The following is an 18,365-nucleotide window of genomic DNA, read 5'->3' as shown; positions in this document are numbered from 1 at the left end:
TCGCGAACTGCTCTCTCGACGGTGGGTCAGCGCTGGACGGCTCCCACCGACTGTGTCGCCGCCGCCACTGCCGCATCCCGGAAGCCGTTGACCTCCTCGGTCGTCAACGTGCGGTCGGCCGCGCGGAAGGTCAGCCGATAGGCGAGGGACCGGTGTCCCGCCTCGATCCGCTCGCCCTCGTAGACGTCGAAGAGGCTGACCCCCTCGAGCGCTTCCCCTGCCCCCCGCCGCAGCGCTGCCTCGACGTCACCCGCGGGCACGTCGGTCCGCACGAGCAGGGCGATGTCGGTGAGGGCAGCCGGGAAGGTGGAGAACGACACGGCCTGCACCGCACGGTCACTGGCAACCGTGAGCACGTCAACGTCGATCTCCGCCCCGACCGTCCTCGGGGGCAGGTCGAGCGCGGTGAGCACCTTGGGGTGCAGCTCGCCGGCATGCCCCACCACCGTGCCGTCCGCGAGAGCGATGCGCGCGCAGCGGCCGGGGTGCCACGGTGCGTGGTCGGCGTCAGCGGTCACCACGACCGGCACGACGAGGGCGGCAGCCACCGCCTCGACCGCGGCGACCATGTCGCTCCACTCGACCGGCCGCCCGGCGCCCCACCAGCCGGCCTGCTCGGCCGAGCCTGTCGCGAGGACACCGACCCTGCGTGGCTGGGCCGGAACCGCGGCGTAGAGCTGCTCGAGGTCCGGGCCTGACGGCCTGCCCGACACACTGGGGATCGGCGCACGGCGGAGGGGTCCACCCGGACGGAAGACCAGGCCCATCTCGAAGAGCGCGACGTCCTTGTGTCCACGCGAGACGTTGCGACGGAGGACGTCCACGAGGCTGGCGAGCACGGAGGTGCGCATCAGCGGGCGCTCCTCCGACAGCGGGTTCGCGAGACGGACGGCGAGCCGCCGGTCGTCCCCGGGCGGAAGCATCATCCGATCCGCGAGGTCGTCCGCGACGAAGGGGTAGCTCAGCACCTCGGTGAAACCGGCACCGGCCAGCGCGTCGGCCACGACGCGGCGGACCTTCTGCCCGTGCGTGAGACCGCGACCCTCGCTCGGAGTCGGAGTGACCGACGGGATGTTGTTGTAGCCGTCGATCCGGGCGACCTCCTCGGCGTAGTCCGGGGCCGGTGAGTCGTTGACGAGGTCGGGACGCCACGACGGGGGCCGGACGTCGACGAAGCCCTCCTCAGGGCTCTCGGCGACCTCAGCGCCCAGGTCTCTCAGGATCTGGATGACGCGCTCGCGGGGGTACTCGACACCGACGATCCGAGACGTCTCGTCGACCTCGAGGCGGTAGGGAGCCGGACGCGTGGTCTGGTCGAGATCGGTCACACCGGGGTCGATCCGCCCGCCACCGTGCTCGACCAGCAGCCGGGCGGCCATCTCGGCAGCAGCCGCGGGAACGGCAGGATCCACCCCTCGCTCGAAGCGCTTGGACGCCTCGCTCACGAGCCGATGACGACGGGAGGTCCGGGCCACGGATGTGGGGTCGAAGTGAGCGGCCTCGATGAGGACGTTCGTCGTCGAGTCGCGGACCTCGGAGGACGCGCCACCCATGACGCCGGCCAGGCCGAGGACCGTGTCGGCTTCGCCGTCCCCCGCGTCGGTGATCAGCAGGTCCTCAGGGTCGAGGCTGCGCTCGACGTCATCGAGGGTCGTCAGCGTCTCGCCCGGCCGCGCGCGCCGGACGACGATCGGGCCCGTCAACGTGTCGAGGTCGTAGGCGTGCAGCGGCTGCCCGAGGGCCATCATCACGTAGTTCGTCACGTCGACAGCCAGCGAGATGGGACGCATCCCCATCTGCGCGATCCGCTTCTGCATCCAGGCAGGGGAGGGTGCCGAGGCGTCGACACCGCGCACCACCCTGGCCACGAACCGGTCGCAACCGTCGACCCCGCCCAGGGGGGCCTCGTCCGTGAGGACGACCGGAAAGCCCGTGTCGTTGCCCATCGGCGTCTCGATGTGTGCGGGGTCCCGGAAACCACCCGCCGGGCTGCCCTGGCTGTGCCAGTATTCGCGAGCGAGCCCCCGGACCGAGAAGCAGTAGCCACGATCGGGCGTGACGTTGGCCTCGATGGTCTCCTCCCCCAGACCCAGGAGGGCGATGGCGTCGTCGCCCGGCTGGACCCCGGCCACGTGCTCCTCGCCGAGGAGCCTTGGGAGAACGATGATGCCGGCGTGGTCGTGTCCGAGGCCGATCTCGTCCTCGGCACAGATCATCCCGTTGGAGATCCGCCCATAGGTCTTGCGGGCCGAGATCTGGAAGCCGCCGGGGAGGACCGCTCCGGGCAGGACCACGACGACGAGGTCACCGACCTCGAAGTTGGTGGCTCCGCAGACGATCTCCTGGTGCTTGCCCTCCGTGACCATCTGGCCGTGGTGGCCGACGTCGACGACGCAGAACCGGATCGGCTTGCCGTTCTTCTGGATCGTCTCCTCGAACTCGAGGACCCGGCCGACGACGAGCGGGCCGGTGATGTCGCCGCCGTGGAGATCCTCCTCCTCGAGGCCGACGGAGACGAGCGAGGCGGCGACGTCGACCCCGGTCGCGCCCGGGGCGAGGTCGGTGTACTCGGCGAGCCAGGTCAGGGGGGCGCGCATGTCAGACCTCCATCCCGAACTGGCGGGAGAAGCGAACGTCGCCCTCGACCATCTCGTGCATGCCCTGGACGCCGTGGCGGAGCATCAGTGCCCTTTCGATACCGAGCCCGAAGGCGAAACCTGAGTAGACGTCCGGGTCGATGCCGCAGGCACGCAGCACCTTCCGGTTGACCATGCCGGAGCCGCCCAGCTCGATCCATCCGGACCCGCCGCAGGTCCGGCAGCCCTCCGGCCCGGGCGAGCCGTGGCAGGCGAAGCAGACGAAGTCGGTCTCCATCGACGGCTCCGTGAACGGGAAGTAGGAGGCTCGGACCCTAGTCTGAGTCCCCTCGCCGAACATGATCTTCACGAAGGCGTCGATGGCGCCGCGCAGGTGCGCCATCGTCAGCCCCTTGTCGACGGCCAGACACTCGATCTGGTGGAAGACCGGGGTGTGTGTCGCATCGAGGTCATCTGTGCGGTAGACCTTCCCCGGCGCGACGATGTAGATGGGTGGCTCCTGCCGCAGCATGGTCCGGACCTGGACGGGCGAGGTGTGGGTGCGAAGAACGAGACCGGAGTCGACCGGGTCGAGGAAGAAGGTGTCCTGCATCTGCCGGGCCGGATGGTCCGGCCCGAGGTTCAGCGCGTCGAAGTTGAGCCACTCCGCCTCGAGCTCGGGCCCCTCCGCCACTTCCCAGCCCATCCCGACGAAGGCGTCCACGAGGCGCTGCGACACGAGCTCGATCGGGTGTCGTGCGCCGAAGGGTCGGCGGACGACCGGGAGGGTCACGTCGACCCGCTCCTCGACGAGGATCCGCGCGTCGCGCTCGGCCTCGAGCTCGGCCTGCCGGGCGGTCAGCGCGGCGGAGACCCGTCCCCTCGCCTGGCCGACCCGTTGGCCGGCCTCGGCCTTGGCACTGGGCGGAAGGGCGCCGATCTCGCGGTTGGCCAGCGCCAGGGCACTCTTCTCGCCCTGGTGCGCGATCCGAGTGGCCTTGAGGTCGTCCAGGGTCGCAGCGGCCGCGATGGCCGATAGAGCGTCCTCGACCGCCGCCTCGACGTTCTCCGGGGCGAGGGCGGACACCTCGACAGGGTCGTAGTTCGTGTTGGGTCCGGACATGGGTCGGCGTTCGCTGCTCTCGTCGGTGCTGCTGTGGGCATCGGTGGCCGTCAGCCCGAACCATGGGCTGGCGGCGGGGTCCAGTCTAGGGGCGGCGAGGGCTGGGCCACGGCGCTGGTCAGCGCAACGCGACCGCGTCCGGGACGCCGCCGGGCAGTCGCACCGCGAACCGGGCTCCGCCCGCGGGAGCCGTCTCCACGGTCACGGTCCCGCCGTGCGCCTCGACCAGACCCCGGACGACGTAGAGGCCCAGCCCAGTGGTCGATCCGTCCGAGCCACGCCAGAACCGCCCGAAGACCTTCTCGCGGTCTCCCTCAGGGACGCCGTTCCCCTCGTCATCGACGCGAACGAGGATCCACTCGTGCCCCGGCCCGTCCACGTCGAGAGTCACCGTGACGGGCGGCTCGCCGTGCCTCAGGGCGTTCTCGATGAGGTTGAAGAACACCTGCTGAAGGCGGTCGGCATCCGCCCAGACCTCGGGCAGCCCTCGCTCCTGCGCCATCGGCCCGAGGCTCAGCACGACCTGTCCAGCCGTACGGCTCAGCTCGTGCCGGCTCACATGCGCGGAGAGAAGCTCCTCGAGGTTGAGCGGCGCCAGCCGCAGGCTGAGGTTGTGGGAGTCGAGTCGTGAGATGTCGAGCAGCTCGGTGATCAGTCTGGTGAGCCGGCTCGCGTCCGCCTCGATCGTCTCGATCATGAGGCGCTTCTGCTCATCGGTGAAACGGTCCCAGCGTCGCAGCAGACTGCTGGTGAACCCCGTCACCGAGGTCAGCGGGGCACGTAGCTCATGCGCGACCGTGGACAGCACCGTGGCCTGGTCCCGTTCGGCCCGCAGCCGGGCCTCCGCGTCGCGCAGACCCACGAGGACCCGCTCGACCCGGCCCTCCGCAGTCCGGACGTAGCGGGCTGTCACGAGCACATCCCGGCCGTCCGGCCCGACGAGCAGCTTCTCCCGACGCCGCGTCCGCCCGCTCGGTGGCGTCCATGGGTCGGTCTGCTGCCACCAGTCACTGCCGAACTTGTCGGCGAGCGGCAAAGCCTGCACGGCCGGGTGTCCGAGCAGGTGGTCGACCTCGCACCGGAGAATGCGGCAGGCCTCCCGGTTGACGAAGCGGATCAGTCCGTCGCCGCCCACCACCACCAGGCCGTCAGGGAGCAGCTCGCCGAGCGAGGTCGGGGTTGCAGGGGCTGCCGGGGAGTCAGGCAGGGCCGGCACCTGACTGTCGTCACGTGAGCCCATGCTGCGAAGGATAACCGCGCCCGCGGCGCCGTTGGGGAGATGAGCCCACCCCGCGAGTCCGGCCGCTCCGTCTCAGTGGCGCTGCACCCGTGACTCGGCGGAGGCGTACAAGCACAGCATCGCGGCCATCGCGAGGTTCAGTGACTCTGCTCGGCCGTGGATCGGCACCCGCACGACCTCGTCGCACGCGTCGCGCACCTCGGCATCGAGGCCCCACGCCTCGTTGCCCATGACCCACGCGTGCGGGCCCGTCAGGTCGGCCTCAGGAAGAAGAGTCGAACCCGATCCGTCTGCGGCGAGCAGGCGGACCCCGCGGGCCCGCAGTGCGTCGAGGATGACGGGAACGGGCACTCCCGTCACGATCGGAAGGTGCCAGAGCGAGCCGACCGTCGACCGGACGACCTTCGGGCTGCTCACGTCGACGCTGGAGTCACTCACGACGACGAGGTCCGCCCCGGCCGCGTCGGCGCCGCGGATGACCGTGCCCGCATTGCCCGGATCACGGACGTTGGTCAGGACGCAGACGACGGCGTCCCGCGGGAGGGCACCCAGGGCGGCGGACAAGGTGGGCTCAGCCCAGCGGCATACGGCAACGATCCCTTGAGGATGCTCCGCGTCGCACATCTCGTGGAGGACCTCGGGAGACGCCTCGTGGACGAACAGGTGCGCTGCCAGGGCGGCGTCGACGATCTCCGGGTGTCGGTCGGCTCCTTCGGCAGTGACGTAGATGTCACGGACCTGCTCCGGCGCGCAGCGCACGGCCTCCCGGACGGCCTGAGGGCCCTCAGCGAGGAACTGTCCCGTCCGTGAACGCACGGAGCGCCGGGACAGCGCCCGCACCGACTTGACGCGATCCGATCGCGGGTTGGTCAGCACGGGTGTCCCGGCGCTCGAGCGTCGGTGCCGGTCAGGCAGCGCCCTCGGCGGCCTTCTCGACCACCGGGACGTTCACGCGGGAGATCTCGACGAGGGCGGCGAACGCCGGTGCGTCGTTGACGGCGAGGTCGGCCAGGATCTTGCGGTCGACCTCGACGCCAGCCGCCTTCAGACCCTGCATGAACCGGTTGTACGTCATCCCGTTGGCGCGGGCAGCGGCGTTGATCCGCTGGATCCACAGACGACGGAAGTCGCCCTTCTTGGCGCGCCGGTCCCGGTAGGCGTAGCCGAGCGAGTGGGTGACCTGCTCCTTCGCCTTGCGGTAGAGCCGGGACCGCTGACCGCGGTAGCCGCTCGCCCGCTCAAGGACGACGCGACGCTTCTTCTGGGCGTTGACCGCCCGCTTCACGCGTGCCACGTGAGTACTCCTTCGTTATTCGAACACACTTCGGTGCTGCTGGCCGTGCCGGGACCCACCGGGTCCGACCGCTCAGCGCGATGCTGGTGGGGTGGCGTCCCGGCTCACTTGCCGAGGAGCTTCTTGACCTTCTTGGCGTCCTCAGGGGCGACCACGAGGTCGTTCGCGATGGAACGCATCTTCTTGCTCGACTTGTGCTCGAGCAGGTGGCGGCCACCGGCCTGCTCGCGCATGACCTTGCCGGTCCCCGTGATGCGGAAGCGCTTCTTCGCACCGCTGTGCGTCTTCATCTTCGGCATGATCGCCGGTCTCCTTCGTTTCGTGCCCCGCGTACGAGGGCGTACGTGGACTCTCTGGGGTGGCACCGCGTGGGCGGGCCACCGGGGGTGGAACGTCTGTATGGGGCTCCGGTCACTCGACGGCAGGAGCCGTCGACTCCTCCACCGCGTCCGCCGGCGCCTCGGTAGCGTCCTGGGCACCCTCGACCGAACTGCGGTCGCGGGCCCGGCGCTGCTCGGCCTTGGCCTCGGCCTTCTTCTTCGTCGGACCGATCACCATGATCATGTTTCGGCCGTCCTGCTTCGGGGCGGACTCCACGTAGCCGAGCTCGGCGATGTCGTCCGCCAGGCGCTCGAGCAGGCGGCGGCCGAGCTCGGGTCGGGACTGCTCGCGCCCCCGGAACATGATCGTCACCTTGACCTTGTCCCCGGCCTTGAGGAACCGCTCGACATGGCCCTTCTTCGTGCCGTAGTCGTGCGGGTCGATCTTCGGGCGGAGCTTGATCTCCTTGATGACCGTGTTGACCTGGTTCTTGCGCGCTTCCCGTGCCTTCATGGCGGCTTCGTACTTGAACTTGCCGAAGTCCATGAGCTTGGCGACCGGCGGCTTGGCCATCGGGGCCACCTCGACGAGGTCGAGGTTCGCCTCCTCGGCCAGACGGAGCGCGTCCTCGACGCGCACGATGCCGACCTGCTCACCATTGGGGCCAACCAAGCGCACTTCCGGGACCCGGATGCGCTCGTTGATGCGAGGCTCGCTGATGTGGTGCTCCTAAGGTTGGTTGACTGGCTGACCGACCTGCCGCAAAGAAAAAGGCTCCCCGCGAGTGCACGAGGAGCCCAAGGTGTCGGATGCCGCTGAATGTTCCGGGCGACATACGGCGCGGGACTGCCCTCCCAGTGAGAACTCGAACCGCGCGGACCTGGACCCGGCGACCTGGTGGTCGACGCGGGTGGAAGCGAGCTTCTCTTGCACGTCGCCCACCCGCTTGCACGGGAGGACGACTGGTCAGTGATCGAGAATAGCAGCCGGCGAGGCGCCGACCGAATCGGCAGGCCCGCCCAGCGCCGAAGGTGGGACGCTCCGGGTCTGGTGCGAGGAGGTCAGCCCGCCGCAGACGGCAACGACCACGCCGACGGCGGACACCGCCAGGAAACCCGACTGCCACCCACCATGGTCGATCGCAAACCCGGCGACCGGCGCCCCGAGAGCCGAGCCCGCCGTCATCGCAGAGCCGTGCCACCCCATCATCTCGCCGCGCGAGCCTTCGGGAACGAGGCGGCTCAGGTGCTCCACCGTCGCGGTGATGGTCGGCGCGCAGAGGATCCCGCAGATGGTGATGAGGACCGCGAAGCTGGGCACGCCTGCGGCCAACGCCACCGGGGCGGTGCTCACCGCGAGGCCCCCCAGGAGCCAGAAGACGGAGAAGGACCGGTGCCACGCGCCGTAGGCGAGCCCACCGAGCAACGAACCGGCACCCCAGAGGGCCAGCACCCAGCCGATCGACTCCGGCCGGTTGAACTCACGCAGGGCAGCGACGACTCCGACGTCGGTTCCGGTCAGCACGATCGTCGTCGCGGCCGCGGCCAGGTAGACCATCGCGACCGGGACGGTGATGAAGCCGCGCACGGCCCGTCTGGCTGGGCGCCCTGATGCGTCACTGCCCTCCGCCCGGTCACCGGCTGCACCGGACACCGCCCCAGACGTCAAGGGCGGGTTGACCACCCAGAGCGCGAAGCCTGCCGCCGCGGCAGCCATCTGGCAGAGGAAGAGGGCCCACCCCGTGCTCCACGACGTCGCGAGCCACACACCGAGCGCCGGCCCGGCCATGAAGGACAGCTCGGTGGCGGCGGAGTCGAGCGACAGGGCGGTGCGCCGCTGCTCGGGCGGGGTCGAGCGCAGGATCACCTGACGAAGGATCGAGAAAGTGGGCACGACGAAGAGCCCGGCTGTTGCGGCCAGGGCGATGAGGGGGGCGTAGCCCACCCAGGGCGCGACGGACCAGCAGGCCACCTGCACCAGGATCGAGGGGCCGACCGTGCGGCGCAGACCGACCCGGTCGAGGAGGCGGCCCCGCCAGGGTCCCGAGACCGCGACGGCGACGGTCGAGGCCGCCGTCACGAGGCCCGCCTGACCGTAGCTTCGGCCCAGCGAGGTGACCACGTGGAGGGTGAGGAGCACCATGCCGGCGAACATCGGCACGCGGACGAAGAAGCCGAGGATGAGCACGCGCCGGGTGTCCCCAACCGCGAGCACGTCCCGGTAGCCGCCGATGTTCATGACCCCAGCCAAGCACCTGCACCGACCTCGCGCAGCCGAATTTCGATGTCGAAGGTCGGCCGCTGACCGGCGCTGACACACGGGTGACTTCTAGATCACAGCCGATGATCAGCGAAGGTCTTGTGAGCGGCAGGGAACAGGAGTTGGGTGGGGTCATGGCGAGACAAACCGGCAGATCAGACCTCCCTGCGGCTCCCAACCCCGCCTCGCCGCAGGACATCCGCAACGTCGTACTGGTCGGACCCGGCGGGGCCGGCAAGACGGCTCTCTTCGAGGCCCTCGTAGCCGCCCGTGTTCCAGCACAGCGTCTCTCGACGAACGGGCACGTGCGCACCTCGACCCTCACGGCCGCCTCGTTCGACTCGAACGGCACGACCCTGAACCTCCTCGACACCCCCGGGTACCCCGACTTCGTCGGTGAGCTCCGAGCCGGCCTGCGGGCCGCAGACGCCGCCATCTTCGTCGTCTCCGGGGCCGACGAGATCGATCGGCCGGTCTCCCTGCTCTGGCGCGAGTGTGCCGCCGTGGGCATGCCGCGGGCTGTGGTCGTGACCCACCTCGACCAGCCCCGCGCCGACTTCGGCACCACCGTGGAGACGTGTCAACGGACCTTCGGCGACGCCCGCGCCACGCACTGGCCGGTGCTTGAAGGCGGTGAGCTCACCTCGGTCGTGGGCCTCATCACGGGCTCCGACGACGACCTGTCGACCGACGAGCACCAGGACGCCCGTCATGCGCTCATCGAGTCGGTCATCGAGGAGTCGGAGGACGCGACGCTCCTGGACCGGTACCTCGAGGGTGAGTCCATCGAACCGGCCGCGATCCTCGAGGACCTGCGCACCGCCATCATTCGGGGCACCTTCTTCCCGATCCTGCCCGTCTCCCCGATGACCGGCGCGGGCGTCGACGAGCTCCTCAGCCTGATCGAACAGGCCTTCCCCGACCCGACCGTGCACCCGCTCCCAGCCATCACCAGCCCGGCCGGTGCGGCGATCACCGACGTCCGCTGCGACCCCGAGGCCCCGCTCGTCGCCGAGGTGGTCCGCACGACGACCGACGCCTATGTCGGTCGCCTCTCCCTCGTCCGGGTCTTCTCCGGCACGCTTAGCGTCGACGACACCGTCCACGTCTCGGGCCACATGGGTGACTTCGTCGGCCGAGAGGTCTCCGGCCATCCCTCGCACGACGACGACGAACGGGTGGGCCCCCTCGCAGCGCCCTTCCTCGACTCGCACCGCCCCCGGGGGGAGGCGATCGCCGGCGACCTGGTCCTCGTCTCGAAGCTGACCCGAGCCGAGACGTCGGACACACTGTCCTCGCTGGACCGGCGGGCCGTCGTCGCCCCGTGGATCCTCCCCGAGCCGCAGCTGCCGGTCGCGATCCGAGCCGTGACCAAGTCCGACGAGGACAAGCTGGCCAGCGCGCTGCAACGACTCGTGGCCGAGGACGTGACAGTGCGCATGGAGCACGCGAGCGAGACCGACCAGGTCGTGCTCTGGACGATGGGCCAAGCCCACGTGGACGACCTCATCTCCCAGCTGTCCGAGCGGTACGGGGTGAGTGTCCAGGCCGAGCCGTACCGCACGGCGCTGCGCGAGACCTTCATCCGCAAGGTCGCGGTCCAGGGCCGCCACGTCAAGCAGTCCGGCGGGCATGGGCAGTACGCCGTGTGCCAGATCGAGATCGAGCCGCTCCCCCGCGGTTCGGGCTTCGAGTTCGTCGACAAGGTCGTGGGCGGTTCCGTCCCACGGCAGTTCATCCCCTCGGTGGAGAAGGGGGCTCGAGCCCAGCTGGAGAAGGGCTTGCTCACCGGCCACCCCGTGGTCGACGTCCGGGTGACCCTCGTCGACGGCAAGGCCCATTCGGTGGACTCCTCCGACGTCGCCTTCCAGACGGCGGCCGCCCTGGCCCTCAAAGAGGCCGCGAACGAAACCACCGTGGCCCTGCTCGAGCCCATCGACAAGGTGGACATCACCATCGCGGACGAATACCTGGGGGCCGTCATGGCCGACCTGCGCGGTCGCCGCGGCCAGGTGGTCGGAACGGAGCCGGCGGAGGAGTCCGGCTGGACGGTGGTCCACGCCGAGGTCCCGGCCTCGGAGCTGTCCCGGTATGCCATCGACCTCCGGTCGGTGTCGCACGGCACCGGGTCCTTCGTCCGCGAGCCGGTGCGTCACGACCTCATTCCCCCGGACAAGGCCAAGGAGCTGCTCAAGGCCTGAGCCGCGTCATCGAGAGAGCAGTTTGTCCCGCACCCGCCCGCCCGGTTCGGCGGCGCGTGCAGGACAAACTGCTCTCTCGATGAGCCGCGGTGGGGACCGCCTTCGGGCTGGGGGCGGTGGCGGCTCGTCCCGCGGTCAGTACCTCACGGGATGACGAGGGAAAGCGCGTGGATCAGCACGCCGATGAGCCCGCCCACCAGCGTGCCGTTGATGCGGATGAACTGGAGGTCCCGGCCGACCTGCAGCTCGACCCGCTCGGCCGTCTCACGGCCGTCCCAGCGGTCGACGGTGTGGCTGATGACGCGGGTCAGCTCGGTGCCGTAGCGCTGGACGGCGTAGACCACCGCGTCGGAGACCCGGGCATCGATGCGATCCCGGAGCTCGCGGTCGTCGAGAAGCCGTCGGCCGAGGCGGCTGACCTCTTCGATCCCCCGGGCGCGGACGGGGCCGTCGACGTCCTCCAGGGCCGCGATCGCGACGCCGCGGAACGATCGCCAGAGGGACATCGCCGTCACCGACACCTGGGGATGGGCCAGCCACCGCTCCTTGAGTCGCTCGGCACGCTCCTGGGTCACTGGGTCGTGCTGGAGGTTGTCGGCCAGGTCGGTCAAGAGCTTGTCGAGGGCGACCCGCACGTCGTGCCTCGGGTCACGGCGGATGTCGGCCAGCCACTTCAGCGCCTCGGTGTGCACGCGGCGCGCGACGAGGTCGTTCAGCGCGTCCGGCATCCAGGACGGGGCTCGCTGCACGATGAGCGACTCGAAGAGGCCTTCGTTGGTGACGAGCCAGGCCGAGCTCTCGTCGAGCGCGAGATCCACCAGCCCGGCGTGGGAGTCGTCGCGCACGACCTGCTCGAGCAGGCCGCCGGCGAGCGAGCTGATCGGCTCCTGCATGAGTCTCGGGAGCACGGCCTGCTCGATGACGGTCTGCACATCGCTGTCCGGGATGCGATGCAGCGCATGGGCGCTCACGGTGGCCACCTCGTTGACGAGGCGCTCGGCGTGCTGGTCGGTGAGCACCCACTCCGCGGCGCGACGGGTCGGCTCAGCGTCGAGCACCCGCTCCCGGATGATCTCCTCGTGGAGGAAGTTCTCGCCGACGAACTCCTCGAGACTCCGGCCGATCATCTCCTTCTTGCGTGGGATGAGCGCCGTGTGCGGGATGGGCAGCCCGAGCGGGTGGCGGAACAGCGCAGTGACCGCGAACCAGTCGGCGCACGCCCCGACCATCGAGGCCTCGGCTCCGGCGTTGACGAAGCCGAGCAGCCCGTCGTCGTGGCCCCGCGTGAGGACGTAGACGACCGCGGCGAGGACGAGGAGCCCCGTTGCGACGAGCCGCATCTGGCGCAGGTCGCGGCGCCGCTGGGCGTCGAGGACCGGGTCGACGACGAAGCCGAGAGTCCCGCTCACAGTGGCCTCCTCGCGAGGGTCGGGCCGCGCGTCAGGGGGCGGCCTCGAGGGCGAACGTCAGGGCATCGATCCTCGCACGCGTCTCGCCGTCCGTCGCGATGCGCTCCCCGATGCGTGTCGCGACCTCGCTCACGGTGTCCTGGTCGAGTCCGGGCGGGAGAAGGAGGACGACACGGAGCACGCCCGCCCCAGCAGGCTCGCCCGCCTCGATGCGGTGGGCGCTGACGAGTGGCTCGGCGTCGACGGCGGCCGAGACGGCCCGGGCCACGTGGTCGTCCAGGTGCGCCGGCGCCCAGGCCCGCTCCTGGGCCAGGGCCCACAGCATGCTCGGCCGCAGCACTGCGGCGTGCGGGGAGGCCAGGTCCACGACCAGGGCATCGCAGGACTCGGTGATGGCGGACTGTGCAGCCGAGGCTGCGGGCACCGGAACCGGCCGGGCCTCGGGGTCCCACGCGGCGAGAGCCTCGAGCGAGCTGAACATCGGCAGCGCGCGACGGCCGTCTGCCGCGGTCAGGGTGACGGCGGCCATCTCGCTGCGCGTGTCGGTCACGAGACCGCCGTTCGCGTCGAGCTCGGTCGGCACGGCGACGACGGGGACGAGCCAACGGGCGGCCGCGATTCGCGCCATCAGCTCCGTCTCCCCCACCGCCGCGCCGGCAGCGCAGGCGACGAGCGCGGCGAGCAGCTCGGGATCGGCGTCGCCGCGGTCCTCCGAGAACCCGTGCGTCGGGATCGTCTTGCCGGACCAGGCCTGGCCCACCGAGTCGGAGGGCCGGCCGTCCTCGTTGACGTAGCCGGGACGCGACCCCCGCTGGACCTGCTGGCCGCCGTCCCCGGGGGTGGTCACCGTCCGGGCCGTCCTGCCACGTCAAGCGCCTCCGGCAGCGTGAACGCCCCCCGGTACAACGCCGAGCCGATGATCGCGCCCTCGACGCCCTCGGGCACGAGCTCGCGGATGACCCTGATGTCCTCGAGCGTCGACACGCCACCCGACGCGACGACGGGCCGCTCGGTGCGCTCGCACACCTGCCGGAGCAGGTCGACGTTGGGCCCTTGGAGCATCCCGTCCTTGTTGACGTCGGTGACGACGTAGCGGGCGCACCCCTCGCGGTCCAGTCGCTCGAGCGTCTCCCAGAGGTCGCCGCCCTCCCGGGTCCACCCGCGGGCCGCCAGGGTCGTCCCACGGACGTCCAGGCCGATGGCGACGCGGTCGCCGTGGTCGCCGATGATCCGGGCGGTCCACTCGGGGTCTTCGAGCGCAGCCGTGCCGATGTTGACCCGACGGCACCCGGTGGCGAGTGCCGCATCCAGGGACGCACCGTCCCGGATGCCACCGGACAGCTCGACGGCGATGTCGAGCCGGCCGACGATCGAGTCGATCAGCTCGCGGTTGCTGCCTCGTCCGAAGGCCGCGTCGAGGTCGACGAGGTGGATCCATTCGGCGCCCTCGTCCTGCCAGGCCCGGGCGGCCTCCCACGGGTCCCCGAACTGCCCGCCGCTGCCCGCGATCCCCTGCACGAGCTGCACGGCCTGGCCGCCCGCGATGTCGACGGCCGGGAGGAGCTCCAGTCGGGCAAGGTCAGTCATCGGTCGAGTCTCCTTGGCGTGAGGCGGGATCGGGGTCGTATGCCGCTGGGCCGGCCTCTCGGGGTAGTGGACCTTCCGGCTCGGCCGGGTCACCCTGGGCAGTGGCGGACTGGTGGGACCGCCAGAGCAGCCACCCCAGGCCGACGACGAGGACGAGGGCCACGACGCCGGCCCGGACCGGCCAGGTGGCGTCGAGGACGACGGTGACGAGCAGCGCTCCCAGAGCCGTGCCGAGCGTGGCTGCCAGGGTCGGCCGGCGCCGCCTCGTCCGGGGTGCGCCGCTCGGACGACGCGTGGACCGTCGTCTGGTGGTCCTTCGGCCGGTGGCGGTGCGACTGGTCCCTCGGGTTGCCGGCCCGGTGGCCCTCGTGGCTCGGGAGCTCGCGCTTCGGCGGGAAGTCCTGCGGGTCGCCGCGCTCACAGCGACCGGACCCAGTTCTCGAGCAGGTGGAGGCCGGCCTGCCCGGACTTCTCGGGGTGGAACTGGGTGGCGCTGAGCGGGCCGTTCTCGACGGCTGCGACGAACTTCGCACCGTGCACGGCCCAGCTGACGACGGGGGCGACTGCGGCAAAGGCCCCCGTCGCCTCGAGCGTCCACTGCTGGACGGCGTAGGAGTGGACGAAGTAGAACCGCTCGTGCTCGACACCGGCGAAGAGACGGGACCGCTCCCCCACCTCGACCTCCGACCAGCCCATGTGCGGGACGATCGCTGCGGGAAGCCGCTCCACCGTCCCCGGCCACTCGGAGAGGCCGGGCTCGGGCCGGTCGGAGGCCTCGGCGGACCCGTCGAACAGGACCTGCATGCCGACACAGACGCCGAGGACCGGGCGACCACCACTGAGCCGCCGCCCGATGACCCGGGGGCCGTGGGCGGCGCGCAGGCCCGCCATGCAGGCATGGAAGTTGCCCACTCCCGGCACGAAGAGGCCGTCGCACTCCAGGGCCGCTCTGGGGTCAGCCGTCAGCTCGACCGACGCGCCGACCCGCTCGAGGGCGCGCACGGCAGACCGGACGTTGCCGCTGCCGTAGTCAAGGACGACGACGCGGGGTGCCGTCGCCATGGTCAGAGCGCCCCCTTGGCGCTCGGGATGCCGAGGACCCGCTCGTCGCGGGCGACCGCGGCGCGGAGCGCGCGCGCGACCGCCTTGAACTGGGCCTCGACGATGTGGTGGGGGTCGCGTCCGGCGAGGACCCGCACGTGGAGGCAGAGGCCGGCGTTGTGGGCGAGCGACTCGAAGACGTGCCGCGTCATGGATCCGGTGAAGTGCCCGCCGATCAGCACGTACTGCTGGCCCTCCGGCTCGCCCTCGTGGACGACGTACGGCCGCCCGGCCACGTCGACGACGGCGTGGACCAGCGCTTCGTCGAGCGGGACCGTGGCGTCGCCGAAGCGGGAGATGCCGGCCTTGTCGCCGAGCGCCTCCCGGAGCGCCTGCCCGAGGACGATCGCCGTGTCCTCGACGGTGTGGTGCACGTCGACCTCGATGTCGCCGGCGGCCTTGACGGTGAGGTCGATGAGGGAGTGCCTGGCCAGCGAGGCCAGCATGTGGTCGTAGAACGGGACGCCGGTCGACACGTCCGACTCCCCGGTCCCGTCGAGGTCGAGGCTCAGCTCGATCGACGACTCCTTGGTGGTCCGGCTGATGCTGGCGGTCCGGTTCACGGCGGTCCTCGGGGTCGGGGTCATGCGTCGTCCTCAGCGGTCTCGAAGTCGGGGTGGTCCACGGCGCTCGGGGTCGTCAGCGGACCGACATGAGCGGGCGCGAGCTGCGTCATCGCCTCGAGGAAACGCGTGGTCTCGGCCGGGGTCCCAGCGGTGACCCGGAGGTGATGGCGGATCCCCACGTCACGCACGAGGATCCCGCGCTCCAGGAGCGCCTGCCAGGTGGACTTCTCGTCGACCAGGCCACCGAACAGGACGAAGTTGGCGTCGCTCTGCACCGGCGTCGCCCCCAGTGCCCCCAGGTCGTGGACGAGGCGATCACGCTGCACCTTGACCGCCTCGACGGTCGACAGCATCAGCTCGGCGTGCTCGAGGGCGACCGTGGCGATCGTCTGGGTCGGCGTGGACAGGTGGTAGGGCAGCCGGACGAGGCGGAGGGCGTCGACGAGCGCGGGGGATGCGACGAGATAGCCGAGGCGCCCTCCGGCGAACGCGAACGCCTTGCTCATGGTGCGGGTCACCACGAGCCGTGGGTGGGTCGGAAGCAGTGTCAGGGCGCTGGGGGTGCCGGGCCGCGCGAACTCGGCGTAGGCCTCGTCGACGACGACGACGGCGTTCGGCGCCGCGTCGAGCACCGCACCGATGACCTCGAACGGCAGCGCGGTGCCCGTGGGGTTGTTCGGCGAGCAGAGGAAGACGACCGACGGGTCGTGCTCCCGTGCCTGAGCAGCCGCAGTGCCGGCCGTCAGCTCGAACGTCTCAGCCTCTCGAAGCCCGTCGACCCACGTGGTGCCGAGAGTCTCGGCGATGATCGGGTGCATCGAGTAGCTCGGGGTGAAACCGAGGGCCGTGCGACCCGGGCCCCCGAAGGCCTGGACGACGTGCGAGAGGACCTCGTTGGAGCCGTTGCCCGCCCAGACCTGCTCGGGTGTGACCGAGACCCCGGCCTGCCTCTCGAGGTACGCCGAGAGCGCCTTGCGCAGATCGGTGAACTCACGGTCCGGGTAGCGGTTGAGCCCGGTGAGATCGGCCGCCAGGGCATCGAGGACGGCCCGGACCACGACCTCCGGGACAGGGTACGAGCTCTCGTTCGTGTTGAGGCACACGGGCACGTCGAGCTGCGGGGCGCCGTACGCGGTGCGGCCACGCAGGTCCGGGCGCAGCAGCCGCTCGACCTCGCTCATCGGGGCACCTCGTCGCCGAAGCGCGCGGTCACCGCTTGCCCGTGGGCGGGCAGGTCCTCCGCCTGCGCCAGCGTGACGACGTGTCCGGCCACCTCGCGCAGGGCCGCTTCGTCGTACTCGACGACGTGGATGCCCCGGAGGAACGACTGGACCGACAGGCCGCTCGAGTGGGTGGCGCAGCCCGCGGTCGGCAGCACGTGGTTCGACCCGGCGGCGTAGTCCCCGAGGCTCACCGGGGCCCAGGGGCCGACGAAGATCGCGCCGGCGTTGCGGACGCGCGCCGCGACGGCCGCCGCGTCTCGGGTGTGGATCTCGAGGTGCTCGGCGGCGTAGGCGTTGACGACCGCCAGGCCGGCCGTGAGGTCGTCGACGAGCACGATCCGTGACTGGCGGCCGCCGAGCGCGGTGACGACCCGCTCGGCGTGCTTGGTCGCCGGCACCCGGCGGGCCAGGGCCTCGGCGACGGCCGCGGCGAGCGAGTCACTGTCGGTGACCAGCACGGAGGCGGCTAGCGGGTCGTGCTCCGCCTGGCTGATGAGGTCGGCAGCGACGTGCTCGGCGTCGGCCGTGTCGTCGGCCAGGACGGCAATCTCCGTCGGCCCCGCCTCCGCGTCGATCCCGATGAGGCCCTTGAGGAGGCGCTTGGCGGCGACGACCCAGATGTTGCCCGGCCCGGTCACCATCGACACCGGCTCGCACCGAACGGGTCCCCCCGCCCGGACGTCCGACTCGTCGACGAAGCCGTAGGCGAACATGGCGACGGCCTGGGCGCCGCCGACGGCATAGACCTCGTCGACACCCAGCAGGGCACACGTGGCCAGGATCGTGGGGTTGGGGTAGTCGGCGAAGACACCGGTGTTCTCTCGCTGCGGCGGCGAGGTCACGGCGACGGAGCCGACCCCGGCGAGCTGCGCCGGGACGACATTCATGACGACGCTGCTCGGGTACACGGCGAGGCCGCCGGGAACGTACAGCCCCACGCGGTCGACGGGGACCCAGCGCTCCGTCACGGTCCCGCCCGGGACCACGGTCGTCGTCGTGTCGACGCGGCGCTGGTCGGCGTGCACGACCCGAGCTCGACGGATGGACTCCTCGAGCGCGGAGCGCAGGTCCGGCGCGAGCTGGTCGAGAGCCGCGGCGAGCACCTCGCCCGGCACTCGCAGGCGGGCCGGGCGCACCCCGTCGAACCGCTCCCCGAGGTCGCGCAGCGCGTCGGCGCCCCGATGCTCGACGTCCCCGCAGATCGGCCGCACCTGCTCGAGGGCAGCCGTGACGTCGAACTCGGCTCGGGGCAGGGCCCCGCGCAGGAAACGCACGTCGAGCGTGCGACCGCGCAGGTCGAGGGTGGACATCATGGTGCCAAGTCTAGGAGGCGTCCATGGGTCGGGATGCCGCGTCTCAGGCAGCGACCGCCGCTCGTGGTGGGCCGGCGACCGGAGCCACGCTGGGGGCCGACCTTCGCGCGAGGGCCGGCTCAGCGGCATACGGCCGGCGTATGCCGCTGGGC

Annotated in this window: 16 protein-coding genes; 1 reads left to right on the top strand and 15 read right to left on the bottom strand. The window is 71.1% G+C overall.

Annotation, left to right across the window (positions count from 1 at the left end):
* Positions 1–26 precede the first annotated feature (26 nt).
* From pheT to INTCA_RS07830, 8 genes are all read right to left on the bottom strand, one after another.
* The gene (pheT, locus tag INTCA_RS07865; protein WP_013492382.1) at positions 27–2,597 is read right to left on the bottom strand and encodes a phenylalanine--tRNA ligase subunit beta; all 2,571 of its coding nucleotides are present in this window, start codon (positions 2,595–2,597) and stop codon (positions 27–29) included.
* 1 nt (position 2,598) lies between these two features.
* Complete coding sequence (gene pheS / locus INTCA_RS07860; RefSeq protein WP_013492381.1) at positions 2,599–3,699, bottom strand: phenylalanine--tRNA ligase subunit alpha; 1,101 nt, start codon at positions 3,697–3,699, stop codon at positions 2,599–2,601.
* 118 nt (positions 3,700–3,817) lie between these two features.
* Entirely contained in the window at positions 3,818–4,939 is a 1,122-nt protein-coding gene (locus INTCA_RS07855; protein ID WP_013492380.1) for a PAS domain-containing sensor histidine kinase, read from the bottom strand.
* Between the two features lie 72 nt (positions 4,940–5,011).
* A complete protein-coding gene (locus INTCA_RS07850) occupies positions 5,012–5,815 on the bottom strand; it encodes a TrmH family RNA methyltransferase (RefSeq protein ID WP_013492379.1) in 804 nt (267 codons plus the stop codon).
* Between the two features lie 31 nt (positions 5,816–5,846).
* A complete protein-coding gene (gene rplT / locus INTCA_RS07845) occupies positions 5,847–6,233 on the bottom strand; it encodes a 50S ribosomal protein L20 (RefSeq protein ID WP_013492378.1) in 387 nt (128 codons plus the stop codon).
* Between the two features lie 104 nt (positions 6,234–6,337).
* Positions 6,338–6,532 (bottom strand): 50S ribosomal protein L35, encoded by a 195-nt coding sequence (gene rpmI / locus INTCA_RS07840; protein WP_013492377.1) that lies wholly within the window; start codon positions 6,530–6,532, stop codon positions 6,338–6,340.
* A 112-nt stretch (positions 6,533–6,644) separates the two neighbouring features.
* Positions 6,645–7,274 carry a translation initiation factor IF-3 gene (gene infC, locus INTCA_RS07835; RefSeq protein WP_013492376.1) on the bottom strand — a complete coding sequence of 210 codons (630 nt, stop codon included), beginning with the start codon at positions 7,272–7,274 and terminating at the stop codon, positions 6,645–6,647.
* A gap of 246 nt (positions 7,275–7,520) precedes the next feature.
* Positions 7,521–8,792 carry an MFS transporter gene (locus INTCA_RS07830; protein WP_013492375.1) on the bottom strand — a complete coding sequence of 424 codons (1,272 nt, stop codon included), beginning with the start codon at positions 8,790–8,792 and terminating at the stop codon, positions 7,521–7,523.
* 155 nt (positions 8,793–8,947) lie between these two features.
* Between INTCA_RS07830 and INTCA_RS07825 the strand changes: the two genes are divergently transcribed.
* Positions 8,948–11,014 (top strand): elongation factor G-like protein EF-G2, encoded by a 2,067-nt coding sequence (locus INTCA_RS07825; protein WP_013492374.1) that lies wholly within the window; start codon positions 8,948–8,950, stop codon positions 11,012–11,014.
* Positions 11,015–11,157: 143 nt separating this feature from the next.
* On the opposite strand, the gene INTCA_RS07820 is transcribed toward INTCA_RS07825, so the two are convergent.
* The 7 genes from INTCA_RS07820 to hisD all read right to left on the bottom strand — a co-directional run bounded on the left by INTCA_RS07820 (position 11,158) and on the right by hisD (position 18,213).
* Positions 11,158–12,423 carry a DUF445 domain-containing protein gene (locus INTCA_RS07820; RefSeq protein ID WP_013492373.1) on the bottom strand — a complete coding sequence of 422 codons (1,266 nt, stop codon included), beginning with the start codon at positions 12,421–12,423 and terminating at the stop codon, positions 11,158–11,160.
* 31 nt (positions 12,424–12,454) lie between these two features.
* Positions 12,455–13,270 carry an SseB family protein gene (locus tag INTCA_RS07815; protein ID WP_013492372.1) on the bottom strand — a complete coding sequence of 272 codons (816 nt, stop codon included), beginning with the start codon at positions 13,268–13,270 and terminating at the stop codon, positions 12,455–12,457.
* Positions 13,267–14,010, bottom strand: a complete 744-nt coding sequence (gene priA, locus INTCA_RS07810; RefSeq protein ID WP_013492371.1) for a bifunctional 1-(5-phosphoribosyl)-5-((5-phosphoribosylamino)methylideneamino)imidazole-4-carboxamide isomerase/phosphoribosylanthranilate isomerase PriA — start codon at positions 14,008–14,010, stop codon at positions 13,267–13,269. Before priA ends, INTCA_RS07815 begins: the two co-directional genes overlap by 4 nt.
* A gap of 417 nt (positions 14,011–14,427) precedes the next feature.
* The gene (hisH, locus tag INTCA_RS07805; RefSeq protein ID WP_013492370.1) at positions 14,428–15,072 is read right to left on the bottom strand and encodes an imidazole glycerol phosphate synthase subunit HisH; all 645 of its coding nucleotides are present in this window, start codon (positions 15,070–15,072) and stop codon (positions 14,428–14,430) included.
* Positions 15,073–15,074: 2 nt separating this feature from the next.
* Positions 15,075–15,698 carry an imidazoleglycerol-phosphate dehydratase HisB gene (gene hisB, locus INTCA_RS07800; protein WP_013492369.1) on the bottom strand — a complete coding sequence of 208 codons (624 nt, stop codon included), beginning with the start codon at positions 15,696–15,698 and terminating at the stop codon, positions 15,075–15,077.
* A complete protein-coding gene (locus tag INTCA_RS07795) occupies positions 15,695–16,858 on the bottom strand; it encodes a histidinol-phosphate transaminase (RefSeq protein WP_013492368.1) in 1,164 nt (387 codons plus the stop codon). Before INTCA_RS07795 ends, hisB begins: the two co-directional genes overlap by 4 nt.
* Complete coding sequence (gene hisD, locus INTCA_RS07790; RefSeq protein WP_013492367.1) at positions 16,855–18,213, bottom strand: histidinol dehydrogenase; 1,359 nt, start codon at positions 18,211–18,213, stop codon at positions 16,855–16,857. Before hisD ends, INTCA_RS07795 begins: the two co-directional genes overlap by 4 nt.
* Positions 18,214–18,365: the final 152 nt, after the last annotated feature.

It is taken from the genome of Intrasporangium calvum DSM 43043 (assembly GCF_000184685.1).
Taxonomy (GTDB): domain Bacteria; phylum Actinomycetota; class Actinomycetes; order Actinomycetales; family Dermatophilaceae; genus Intrasporangium; species Intrasporangium calvum.
This window is presented reverse-complemented; position numbering and strand designations above follow the sequence as displayed.